The 12,739-nt window shown below is 43.1% G+C and carries 9 protein-coding genes and 1 rRNA gene; all 10 read left to right on the forward strand.

All coding sequences use genetic code 11. From position 1 onward, the window contains the following. Positions 1 to 122: 122 nt before the first annotated feature. The 10 genes from rrf (at position 123) to HC965_RS06645 (ending at position 12,708) form a co-directional block, all read left to right on the forward strand. Positions 123 to 233 (forward strand): 5S ribosomal RNA (gene rrf, locus HC965_RS06600). A gap of 465 nt (positions 234 to 698) precedes the next feature. Next, positions 699 to 1,289: a V-type ATP synthase subunit E family protein gene (locus tag HC965_RS06605; RefSeq protein ID WP_191030750.1), complete on the forward strand. Its 591-nt coding sequence runs from the start codon at positions 699 to 701 to the stop codon at positions 1,287 to 1,289. Between the two features lie 11 nt (positions 1,290 to 1,300). After that, positions 1,301 to 2,143 carry a DUF2764 domain-containing protein gene (locus HC965_RS06610; protein WP_191030751.1) on the forward strand — a complete coding sequence of 281 codons (843 nt, stop codon included), beginning with the start codon at positions 1,301 to 1,303 and terminating at the stop codon, positions 2,141 to 2,143. A 17-nt stretch (positions 2,144 to 2,160) separates the two neighbouring features. Beyond that, a complete protein-coding gene (locus tag HC965_RS06615; RefSeq protein WP_191030752.1) occupies positions 2,161 to 3,918 on the forward strand; it encodes a V-type ATP synthase subunit A in 1,758 nt (585 codons plus the stop codon). A gap of 33 nt (positions 3,919 to 3,951) precedes the next feature. Then, complete coding sequence (locus HC965_RS06620; RefSeq protein WP_167965943.1) at positions 3,952 to 5,277, forward strand: V-type ATP synthase subunit B; 1,326 nt, start codon at positions 3,952 to 3,954, stop codon at positions 5,275 to 5,277. 43 nt (positions 5,278 to 5,320) lie between these two features. Next, positions 5,321 to 5,926 carry a V-type ATP synthase subunit D gene (locus HC965_RS06625; protein ID WP_004297640.1) on the forward strand — a complete coding sequence of 202 codons (606 nt, stop codon included), beginning with the start codon at positions 5,321 to 5,323 and terminating at the stop codon, positions 5,924 to 5,926. Next, a complete protein-coding gene (locus HC965_RS06630; RefSeq protein ID WP_191030753.1) occupies positions 5,923 to 7,740 on the forward strand; it encodes a V-type ATP synthase subunit I in 1,818 nt (605 codons plus the stop codon). Before HC965_RS06625 ends, HC965_RS06630 begins: the two co-directional genes overlap by 4 nt. A 38-nt stretch (positions 7,741 to 7,778) precedes the next feature. Beyond that, entirely contained in the window at positions 7,779 to 8,240 is a 462-nt protein-coding gene (locus tag HC965_RS06635) for a V-type ATP synthase subunit K (RefSeq protein WP_191030754.1), read from the forward strand. A gap of 205 nt (positions 8,241 to 8,445) precedes the next feature. Beyond that, positions 8,446 to 10,107: a glycogen/starch synthase gene (locus HC965_RS06640; RefSeq protein WP_191030755.1), complete on the forward strand. Its 1,662-nt coding sequence runs from the start codon at positions 8,446 to 8,448 to the stop codon at positions 10,105 to 10,107. Between the two features lie 36 nt (positions 10,108 to 10,143). Further along, positions 10,144 to 12,708 carry a glycosyltransferase family 1 protein gene (locus HC965_RS06645; protein WP_191030756.1) on the forward strand — a complete coding sequence of 855 codons (2,565 nt, stop codon included), beginning with the start codon at positions 10,144 to 10,146 and terminating at the stop codon, positions 12,706 to 12,708. Positions 12,709 to 12,739: the final 31 nt, after the last annotated feature.

The raw sequence follows: 12,739 nt of genomic DNA on the forward strand, positions 1-12,739 counted from the left end.
ATTACTAATTGCCCGTTCACTTTCTTTCGGACTTGTACGGGGCGCGATATATACGTTTAGCGATTACTCCCTCAAAAGAGTAACAGACTATAATTTTACTTTTCATCATGTCATAACCTTATTTAGGTGGTTATAGCACGAGGGTTCCACCTCTTCCCATTCCGAACAGAGAAGTTAAGCCTCGTCACGCCGATGGTACTGCGTAACAGTGGGAGAGTAGGTAGCCGCCATTTTGAAGAAGCCCCTTGATTCGTAAAGAATCAAGGGGCTTTCTGTTTTTATACACCTCCTATTTTCCTCTATACACTTTGTTGTTTACTCTATATTTTCATATTTTACCCTTGTTTTCTACATACACGCCTCCTATCTTTTTCCTTCCTAAATACCTCATTTTGTTATTTAATCTTTAATATATCCGTTTTAGTATTCCGTTTGTCGTTTTCGGTATTTGCTTGTTTTCAGATGTCTTTTGTATTTCCTATATTTGCTTTCTCGCCTGATAAAATCAGAAAAGTGTCATTTCGTTATAAGAAAGGGGAAAAAACGGAATAAAAACGGTGTATAACTGTGATTTTTTCGCAAGGGAATCTATTTCTTTTCATCTTTCTCTTTTTTATCAAATTGATTTTTGTAAATTTGGCGAGAATCTAAAAAGGTACACAATTAATACAGTAATAATACTAAATACTCCTGTTGATATGGAAAACAAAATTCAAGAGTTGACCGATAAGATTTATCGTGAAGGCGTGGAAAAAGGAAACGAAGAAGCGCAGAAACTTATCGCGAATGCTCAGGATGAAGCAAAAAAAATCATTGAGGATGCTCGCAAAGAAGCAGAATCAATTGTAAATTCCTCTCGTAAATCTGCCGATGAATTGGTGGAAAATACAAAATCAGAGTTAAAACTGTTTGCCGGTCAGGCTGTTAATGCACTCAAATCTGAGGTCGCTACTATGGTAACTGACAAGTTAGTAACTACTTCTGTGAAGGATTTCGCACAAGATAAAGATTATCTGAATGCGTTTATCGTTGCATTGGCTTCTAAGTGGAGTATAGACGAACCTATCGTCATCTCGACAGCCGACGCAGAATCACTGAAAAAGTATTTTGCTGCTCATGCAAAAGCTTTGTTGGATAAGGGTGTGACTATACAGCAAGTAAACGGTATCAAAACTTTATTCACTGTTTCTCCGGCGGACGGTTCCTATAAGGTGAACTTCGGAGAAGAAGAATTCATGAATTACTTCAAAGCGTTCTTGCGTCCTCAATTAGTAGAAATGCTATTTTAAAAGAAGCGACTATGAGTAGTAAGTACTATTACTTGGTAGCAGGTTTGCCGGAGCTTTCGCTGGAAGACAGCAAACTGAGCTATACAGTAGCCGATTTTAAAACTGAAATCTACAACGGATTGTCTGCTTCAGACCAGAAGTTGATTGACTTGTTTTATCTGAAGTTTGATAATGCTAATGTGCTGAAACTTCTCAAAGATAAAGAAGCCGAAATCGACAAACGGGGAAACTATTCTGCTGCGGAACTCACCGAATATATTTCTATTCTGAGGGAAGGCGGAGAAATCAGTCCAAAAGAATTTCCGGCTTATCTCTCTACATTTATCATTAATTATTTGGATACGCCTGCTGAAAGTACGGCTTTGCACGAAGACCATCTGGCTGCATTGTATTACGAATATGCCATGAAGTGTGGAAATAAGTTTGTTTCTGCCTGGTTTGAATTCAACCTCAATATTAATAATATCCTTGTCGCATTTACAAGCCGTAAATTCAAATGGGATATTGCTTCCAACGTCGTAGGTAACACGGAAGTATGCGAAGCTTTGCGTACGTCGAGTGCTCGCGATTTCGGATTGTCCGGCGAGGTGGAAGTTTTCGAATCGTTGGTGAAAATCAGTGAGATTACAGAATTGGTGGAACGTGAGAAGAAACTCGATGCTTTGCGGTGGAACTGGATGGAAGATGCTATTTTCTTCGATTATTTCACTGTCGAACGCATTTTCGCTTTCTTGTTGAAGCTGGAAATGATTGAACGGTGGATCTCATTGGATAAGGAGAGAGGAAATCAGTTGTTCAGAAGCATCATCGAATCGCTGAAGAACGAAGTGCAGATTCCTGCAGAATTCAGATAATAAATTATTAAAAATATATGGCAACAAAAGGAACTGTTAGTGGCGTTATTGCCAACATGGTGACCCTCGTCGTTGACGGCCCGGTAGCTCAGAATGAGATCTGTTATATCTCGACCGGTGGCGATAAGTTGATGGCGGAGGTGATTAAGGTTGTAGGTTCGAATGTGTATGTTCAGGTGTTCGAAAGTACCCGTGGACTGAAAGTGGGAGCCGAAGCCGAATTCACAGGACACATGCTCGAAGTGACATTAGGTCCGGGTATGTTATCGAAAAATTATGATGGTCTACAGAATGACCTCGACAAGATGGACGGAGTTTTCCTGAAAAGAGGAGAATATACGTATCCGTTGGATAAGGAGCGTGTGTGGCACTTCGTACCATTGGCAAAGGTCGGTGACAAGGTGCAGGCTTCTGCATGGTTGGGACAGGTAGATGAGAACTTCCAGCCATTGAAGATAATGGCTCCGTTCACAATGAACGGAACGGCTACCGTAAAAACAATCATGCCGGAAGGTGACTATAAGATAGAGGATACGGTTGCTATCCTGACAGATGAAGAAGGAAACGATATCCCTGTGACTATGATTCAGAGATGGCCGGTGAAACGTGCCATGACGAACTACAAGGAAAAACCGCGCCCTTTCAAATTGCTGGAAACAGGTGTACGTGTAATCGACACGCTGAACCCGATTGTGGAAGGTGGTACTGGCTTTATCCCCGGCCCGTTCGGTACGGGTAAGACAGTGCTTCAGCACGCTATCTCCAAACAGGCGGAAGCGGACATCGTTATTATCGCTGCTTGTGGTGAACGTGCAAATGAGGTTGTGGAAATCTTTACGGAGTTCCCCGAGCTGGTTGACCCGCACACAGGACGTAAGTTGATGGAACGTACTATCATTATCGCCAATACTTCAAACATGCCGGTAGCTGCCCGTGAAGCATCTGTATATACAGCGATGTCACTGGCGGAATATTACCGTTCAATGGGATTGAAGGTTCTGTTGATGGCCGACTCTACTTCCCGCTGGGCACAGGCTTTGCGTGAGATGTCCAACCGTATGGAAGAGTTGCCTGGACCGGATGCTTTCCCGATGGATATTTCGGCTATCATCTCCAACTTCTACGGTCGTGCAGGATATGTAAAACTAAGCAATGACGAAACAGGTTCTATTACGTTCATCGGTACGGTATCTCCCGCCGGTGGTAACTTGAAAGAACCGGTAACTGAAAATACGAAGAAAGTAGCCCGCTGTTTCTACGCTTTGGAACAGGACCGTGCCGATAAGAAACGTTATCCGGCTGTGAACCCGATTGATTCTTATTCTAAATATATCGAATATCCGGAATTTGAAGAATATATCAAAAGTCATATCAATGGTGAATGGATTGGTAAGGTAAATGAATTGAAAACACGTTTGCAACGTGGTAAGGAAATTGCCGAACAGATCAATATCCTTGGTGACGACGGTGTACCGGTAGAATATCATGTTACTTTCTGGAAATCAGAATTGATCGACTTCGTTATCCTGCAACAGGATGCTTTCGACGAAATCGACGCGGTAACTCCGATGGAACGTCAGGAAGATATTCTGAATATGATTATCGACATCTGTCATACGGAATTTGAGTTTGATAACTTCAATGATGTAATGGATTACTTCAAGAAGATGATTAACGTATGCAAGCAGATGAACTATTCGAAGTTCAAATCTGAGGAGTATGAAGGATTCCAGCAGCAACTGAAGGAATTGATTGCCGAAAGAAGTGTCAAATAGTAAATAGTAACTAGCTAAATAGTAAATATATAGATGGCAACAAAAGCTTTTCAAAAGATATATACCAAGATTACTCAGATTACCAAAGCTACTTGCTCGCTGAAAGCGACTGGAGTAGGGTATGACGAGCTTGCCACTGTGAACGGAAAACTGGCACAGGTGGTAAAGATTGCCGGTGACGATGTCACTTTGCAGGTATTTGAAGGTACGGAAGGTATTCCTACCAATGCCGAGGTAGTATTCCTGGGCAAATCGCCTACATTGAAAGTAAGCGAGCAGTTGGCTGGACGTTTCTTCAATGCTTTCGGTGACCCGATTGACGGTGGTCCTGAGATTGAAGGACAGGAAGTGGAAATCGGCGGACCTTCCGTGAATCCGGTTCGACGCAAACAACCGTCGGAACTGATTGCGACAGGTATTGCAGGTATCGACTTGAACAATACACTGGTATCCGGTCAGAAGATTCCATTCTTCGCTGACCCGGACCAGCCTTTCAACCAGGTTATGGCAAACGTGGCACTGCGTGCCGAAACGGATAAGATTATCCTGGGAGGTATGGGTATGACGAATGATGACTACCTGTACTTTAAAAATGTGTTCTCTAATGCAGGTGCGCTCGACCGTATCGTGAGTTTTATGAATACAACTGAAAATCCGCCGGTGGAACGTCTGTTGATTCCGGATATGGCACTGACGGCTGCCGAATATTTCGCTGTAAATAATAATGAGAAAGTCTTGGTACTGTTGACGGATATGACTAGTTACGCCGATGCGTTGGCTATCGTATCCAACCGTATGGACCAGATTCCTTCTAAAGACTCAATGCCGGGTTCACTTTATTCGGATTTGGCGAAGATTTACGAGAAAGCGGTACAGTTCCCTTCAGGCGGCTCAATCACAATTATTGCCGTGACTACGCTGTCCGGTGGCGATATTACACACGCTGTGCCTGATAATACGGGTTATATCACTGAAGGTCAGTTGTTCCTGCGTCGTGATAGCGATATTGGTAAGGTTATTGTTGACCCGTTCCGTTCGTTGTCCCGTCTGAAACAGTTGGTTACCGGTAAAAAGACACGTAAAGACCACCCGCAGGTGATGAATGCCGCTGTACGTCTGTACGCCGATGCCGCTAACGCTAAGACGAAGATGGAAAATGGTTTTGACCTGACTAACTACGACGAACGTACGTTGGCTTTTGCGAAAGATTATTCTAATCAGTTGTTGGCTATTGATGTCAATCTGGATACTACTGAAATGCTCGATGTGGCTTGGGGCCTGTTGGGCAGATACTTCCGTCCGGAAGAAGTAAATATCAAGAAAGACCTGGTAGATCAATACTGGCCAAAAGGCGAATAATAATAAACTTGTAATTAATAATTTATAATTAGTAATTAACAACGTGGCTATAAAGTTTCAATATAACAAAACCTCTCTTCAGCAGCTCGAAAAGCAACTGAAAGTGCGGGTGCGTACGCTTCCTATCATCAAGAATAAGGAAAGCGCCCTCCGCATGGAAGTGAAACGCTGCAAAACGGAAGCGGCTGATTTGGAGGATAGGCTCGAACAACAGATTCAAGCCTATGAAGCCATGTTCGCCCTTTGGAATGAGTTTGACGCTTCATTAATAAAGGTAAATGATGTTCATCTTGGCGTGAAGAAAATTGCCGGTGTACGTGTACCGTTGCTCGAAAATGTAGAATTCGAGATACGTCCGTACAGTATGTTTAATGCTCCCAAGTGGTATGCCGACGGTATCCACCTTTTGGAAGAGCTTGCCCATACGGCAATCGAGCGTGAGTTTATGCTCGCCAAGCTGAATTTGTTAGAACATGCAAGGAAAAAGACCACTCAGAAAGTAAATCTTTTTGAGAAGGTGCAGATACCGGGCTATCAGGATGCATTGCGAAAGATCAAGCGATTTATGGAAGATGAAGAAAACCTGTCGAAATCTTCGCAAAAGATCATGAAGTCCCATCAAGAAAAAAGGAAGGAGGTAGAGGCATGATTACAAAAATGAAGAAACTCACATTCCTGGTTTATCACAAGGAGCATGAAGGATTCCTGAACAGCCTGCGCGAACTTGGTGTGGTCCACATTGTGGAGAAACAGCAAGGTGCTGCCGATAACACGGAGCTGCAAGAGAATATCCGTCTTTCCAACCGCTTGACGGCTACTTTGAAGTTGCTTCAGAATCAGAAGCACGAAAAGAATGCCGTGATTGCTACGGAAGGTGGAACGGCTGCACGTGGTATGCAAGTGCTGGACGAAGTGGACGCTTTGCAGACGGAACACGGAAAGTTGTCTCAACAGTTGCAAAGCTATGCGAAAGAGAAAGAAGCACTGGAGGCCTGGGGTAACTTTGAGCCGGCAGGTATTCAGAAACTGAAAGAGGCAGGTTATGTGATAGGTTTCTATAGCTGTTCGGAAGGTAACTACAACGAAGAGTGGGAGACGGAATACAATGCAATGATTGTGAACCGCATTTCTTCCAAAGTATTCTTCGTGACTGTAACGAAAGCCGGACAAGAAATAGACTTGGACGTGGAGCAGGCAAAACTTCCTGCATACTCTTTGTCGCGTCTTGAAACGCTTTATGATACTACCGAACAGGCGATTGAAGAGAACGAAAAGAAACTCGTAGCACTTTCCGAAGCGGATGTTCCTTCTCTGAAGGCGGCTTTGAAAGAGTTGCAGAGTCAGATTGAATTCTCCAAAGTCGTGTTGAGCTCTGAACAGGCTGCCGGTGATAAACTGATGTTGATTGAAGGATGGGCGCCTGCTTATAGTAAGGTAGAGATAGAAGCTTATCTGAATGACGCACATGTATATTATGAGATTACCGATCCGATGCCGGGTGATAATGTTCCTATTCGATTGAATAATAAGGGATTCTTTGCCTGGTTTGAACCGATTTGTAAGCTGTATATGCTTCCGAAGTATAATGAATTGGACTTGACACCGTTCTTTGCTCCGTTCTTTATGGTCTTCTTCGGACTATGTCTGGGAGACTCGGGATATGGTTTGTTCCTGTTCCTGGGTGCTACGGCATACCGTTTGATGGCGAAGAAGGTGACTCCGTCAATGAAATCAATTATATCATTGATACAGGTATTGGCAGTTTCAACATTCTTCTGCGGTTTGCTGACAGGTACATTCTTCGGAGCGAATATCTACGATTTGGATTGGCCTATCGTTCAACGCCTGAAACATGCTGTCCTGATGGATAACAATGATATGTTCCAGTTGTCGTTGATTTTGGGAGCTGTTCAGATTCTGTTCGGTATGGTGCTGAAAGCAGTAAATCAGACGATTCAGTTTGGTTTCAAATATGCGGTGGCAACAATCGGATGGATTCTTCTGCTGGTTTCACTGGCTGTTTCGGCTCTGTTGCCGAAAGTATTGCCGATGGGAGGCACGGTACATCTCGTTATTCTGGGTATTTCGGCCGCTATGATATTCCTTTATAACAGTCCGGGAAAGAATATTTTTATGAATATCGGACTGGGATTATGGGATTCATACAACATGGCTACCGGTTTGCTGGGTGACGTCCTGTCATACGTTCGTCTGTTTGCCCTCGGTCTTTCCGGCGGTATCCTGGCGGGAGTATTCAATAGCCTGGCAGTAGGTATGAGCCCGGATAATGTAATAGCAGGCCCTATCGTGATGGTGCTGATTTTCGTTATCGGTCATGCAATCAATATGTTTATGAATGTGCTTGGTGCCATGGTTCACCCGATGCGTCTGACGTTTGTTGAGTTTTTCAAGAACTCGGGATACGAAGGCGGCGGCAAGGAGTACAAACCTTTTAGAAATTAAGATTTTAAGAATTAAACAATAAAAAATAGAATAAGATTATGGAAATGAATTTGTTTATTGCCTATATTGGCATCGCGATTATGGTTGGTTTGTCAGGCATTGGTAGTGCTTACGGAGTAACTATTGCAGGTAACGCTGCTATCGGAGCTTTGAAGAAGAATGATAGTGCATTCGGTAACTTCCTGGTATTGACAGCCCTTCCGGGTACACAGGGTCTTTACGGTTTTGCCGGTTACTTTATGTTCCAGACTATTTTCGGCATCCTGACTCCTGAAATCACAGCTATCCAGGCATCTGCAGTTCTTGGCGCAGGTATTGCTTTGGGACTGGTTGCTTTGTTCTCTGCTATCCGCCAGGGACAGGTTTGTGCAAACGGTATCGCTGCTATTGGCCAGGGACACAATGTATTTAGTAATACATTGATTCTTGCTGTATTCCCGGAACTTTATGCAATCGTAGCTTTGGCTGCCACCTTCTTGATCGGTAGCGCATTGGTATAATTTTTTCAGAGGGATTATTCCCGATAAAAAAACATTCAATCCCCTTGTTTATGCAGCTTTGCATTCACAAGGGGATATTCTTTTTTTACTGCATGCTAACGCTTCTTTCTTCTTCTTAACTCATATTTTTTGTATAAAGCATTATTTTTCAAAGAATAATGCGTACTTTTGCACTCGCATACTAAAAAGAGTTTTAATATATTATATGGTAAAAGATTTATTAACCCCCGATTATATCTTCGAGTCCAGCTGGGAAGTATGTAATAAAGTGGGAGGGATATACACGGTATTGTCAACCCGGGCAAATACATTGCAGGAAAAATTCCGTGATAGAATTTTTTTCATTGGTCCTGATGTATGGCAAGGAAAAGAGAACCCTCTGTTCATCGAGTCGGATAATCTATGTGCAGCCTGGAAAAAGCATGCACTTGAAAAAGACGAACTTTCCGTTCGCATAGGACGATGGAATATCCCCGGTGAACCCATAGTCATTCTAGTCGATTTCCAACCTTTTTTTGAGAAAAAAGACGATATATACACAGAAATGTGGAATCGTTTTCAAGTAGATTCGTTGCACGCTTATGGCGATTACGACGAAGCTTCTATGTTTTCGTATGCTGCGGGCAGAGTGGTGGAGAGTTTCTATCGCTACAACCTGACAGAAACGGATAAGGTGGTATATCAGGCTCACGAGTGGATGACAGGAATGGGAGCACTTTATGTACAAGAAGCTGTACCCGAGGTGGCGACTATTTTTACGACTCATGCTACTTCTATCGGTCGTTCGATTGCAGGTAATCATAAGCCGTTGTATGACTATTTGTTTGCCTATAACGGCGATCAGATGGCGCAGGAACTGAATATGCAATCGAAACACTCGATTGAAAAACAGACAGCTCATTATGTGGATTGCTTCACCACGGTTAGCGAAATCACCAACAACGAATGTAAGGAACTGCTGGACAAGCCGGCAGATGTAGTCCTTATGAATGGTTTTGAGGATGATTTTGTGCCGAAAGGAAGTACATTCACCGGAAAACGTAAACGTGCGCGTTCCTTGATGCTGAATGTAGCGAATAAATTATTGGGAACAAATCTGGGTGACGATACGTTAATTATCGGAACCAGTGGACGATATGAGTTCAAGAATAAGGGGATCGATGTGTTCCTGGAATCATTGAACCGCTTGAACAGGGATAAGAACCTGCATAAGAATGTATTGGCATTTATCAATGTTCCCGGTTGGGTAGGCGATCCTCGTGAAGATTTGCAGGAACGCCTGAAGAGCAAGAATAAGTTCGATACTCCGCTTGAAGTGCCGTTCATTACTCATTGGCTGCATAATATGACGCATGACCAGGTGTTGGATATGCTGAAATATTTAGGAATGGGAAACCGCCCGGAAGATAAGGTGAAAGTTGTTTTCGTACCTTGCTATCTGGATGGTCGTGACGGTATCATGAACAAGGAGTATTATGATATATTGCTGGGACAGGATTTGAGTGTTTATGCTTCTTATTATGAACCTTGGGGATATACCCCATTGGAAAGCGTAGCATTCCATGTGCCGACAATCACTACTGACTTGGCAGGATTCGGACTTTGGGCTAATAGCCTGAAAAACCAGCATGGTATCAATGATGGGGTAGAGGTGCTTCATCGTTCGGACTACAATGATTCGGAAGTAGCGGATGGTATCAAAGATACGATTACGCTGTTTGCGGATAAGACGGAAAAAGAAGTGAAGGAAATTCGCAAGCGTGCCGCTGAAGTGGCGGAACAGGCTTTGTGGAAACACTTTATACAATATTACTATGAGGCTTACGACATTGCCTTGCGCAATGCTATGAAGCGTCAATTGAGTTAAGGGAAATTTATTCATCAATAAGTAAATAAAAACATTATGAAAATTAAAGTTAGTAATGTGAATACTCCCAACTGGAAAGAGGTTACTGTAAAATCACGTATACCGGCCGAGTTGGAGAAGTTGTCTGAAATCGCACGCAACATTTGGTGGGCATGGAATTTTGAAGCGACTGAACTGTTTAGAGATCTAGATCCGGAACTTTGGAAAGAATGTGGACAGAATCCTGTACTGTTGTTGGAACGTATGAGCTATGAAAAGCTGGAAGCTTTGGCAAAAGACAAGGTGATTCTGCGAAGAATGAATGAAGTTTATACGAAATTCAGAGATTATTTGGATGTAAAGCCGGATGACCAACGTCCGTCTGTTGCTTATTTCAGCATGGAATATGGCTTGAGCAGCGTCCTGAAAATATATTCCGGTGGTCTGGGTGTTTTGGCCGGTGACTACTTGAAAGAAGCTTCCGACAGCAATGTGGATTTATGTGCAGTAGGTTTCTTGTACCGTTATGGTTACTTTACTCAAACGTTGTCTATGGATGGACAGCAGATTGCAAACTACGAAGCACAGAACTTCGGCCAGCTTCCTATCGACCGTGTGATGGATGCAGATGGCAAACCGATGGTAGTGGATGTTCCTTACCTGGATTATTATGTTCATGCTAACGTATGGCGTGTCAATGTAGGACGTATCTCTTTGTATCTGTTGGATACGGACAATGAATTGAACAGCGAGTTCGACCGTCCTATCACTCACCAGCTTTATGGTGGCGACTGGGAAAACCGTCTGAAACAGGAAATCCTGTTGGGTATCGGTGGTATCCTGACACTGAAAGCATTGGGTATCAAGAAGGATATTTATCACTGTAATGAAGGACATGCTGCATTGATTAATGTTCAGCGTATCTGTGATTACGTAGCTACCGGATTGACTTTCGATCAGGCTATCGAGTTGGTTCGCGCTTCTTCTCTTTATACGGTTCATACTCCGGTTCCTGCAGGTCACGATTATTTTGACGAAGGCTTGTTCGGCAAATATATGGGTGGTTATCCTACCAGAATGGGTATCTCTTGGGACGACCTGATGGATCTTGGACGTAACAATCCGGGTGACAAGGGCGAACGTTTCTGTATGTCTGTTTTTGCTTGCAACACTTCTCAGGAAGTGAACGGCGTAAGCTGGCTGCACGGAAAAGTTTCTCAGGAAATGTTCTCTTCTATCTGGAAAGGTTATTTCCCCGAAGAAAGCCACGTAGGATATGTGACGAACGGTGTTCATTTCCCTACTTGGAGTGCAACGGAATGGAAAGAATTGTACTTTAAATATTTCAACGAAAACTTCTGGTTCGACCAGTCTAATCCTAAGATTTGGGAAGCTATCTATAATGTGCCCGATGAAGAAATTTGGAAGACTCGTATGACGATGAAGAATAAGTTGGTTGACTATATCCGCAAGTCATTCCGCGATACTTGGTTGAAGAATCAGGGTGATCCTTCACGTATTGTTTCGTTGATGGATAAGATTAATCCGAATGCGTTGCTGATTGGTTTCGGTCGTCGTTTTGCTACTTACAAACGTGCGCACCTGCTGTTTACTGACCTGGATCGTCTTTCCAAGATTGTGAACAACCCTGACTATCCGGTACAGTTCCTGTTTACAGGTAAGGCTCACCCGCACGATGGAGCAGGACAGGGCTTGATTAAACGTATCATCGAAATCTCTCGTCGTCCTGAATTCTTAGGTAAGATTATCTTCCTCGAAAACTACGATATGCAATTAGCTCGTCGTTTGGTTTCAGGTGTTGATATTTGGTTGAATACTCCGACTCGTCCGTTGGAAGCATCCGGTACATCAGGTGAAAAAGCATTGATGAACGGTGTTGTCAACTTCTCTGTATTGGACGGATGGTGGCTGGAAGGTTACCGCGAAGGTGCAGGTTGGGCGTTGACGGAAAAACGTACGTATCAGAATCAGGAGCACCAGGATCAACTGGATGCTGCTACTATTTACAGTATTCTTGAAACTGAAATCCTGCCGTTGTACTATGCTCGTAACAAGAAGGGATATTCTGAAGGCTGGATCAAGGTAGTGAAGAATTCTATCGCACAGATTGCTCCTCATTATACAATGAAACGTCAGTTGGATGACTATTATAGCAAATTCTATTGCAAAGAAGCAAAACGTTTCGCAGCTTTGTCTGCCGATAACAATGCAAAAGCAAAAGAAATCGCAGCTTGGAAAGAAGAAGTGGTTGCTAAATGGGATTCTATCGAAATCGTATCTTGTGATAAAGTAGAGGAATTGGCTAAGGGCGACATCGAAAGCGGAAAAGAATATACTATCACTTATGTAATCGATGAAAAAGGCTTGAACGATGCAGTAGGACTTGAATTGGTGACTACTTATATTACTGCCGACGGTAAACAACATGTTTACTCTGTAGAACCGTTCAGCGTAATCAAGAAAGACGGTGACTTATATACATTCCAGGTTAAACATAGCTTGTCGAATGCAGGTAGCTTCAAGGTATCTTACCGTATGTTCCCGAAGAACCCGGATCTCCCTCATCGTCAGGACTTCTGCTACGTTCGTTGGTTTGTGTAATTGAGAATAAAGTAGGGGAGAGCAAATCTCC

The sequence above is a fragment of the Bacteroides sp. GM023 genome (genome assembly GCF_014750685.1).
GTDB lineage: Bacteria > Bacteroidota > Bacteroidia > Bacteroidales > Bacteroidaceae > Bacteroides.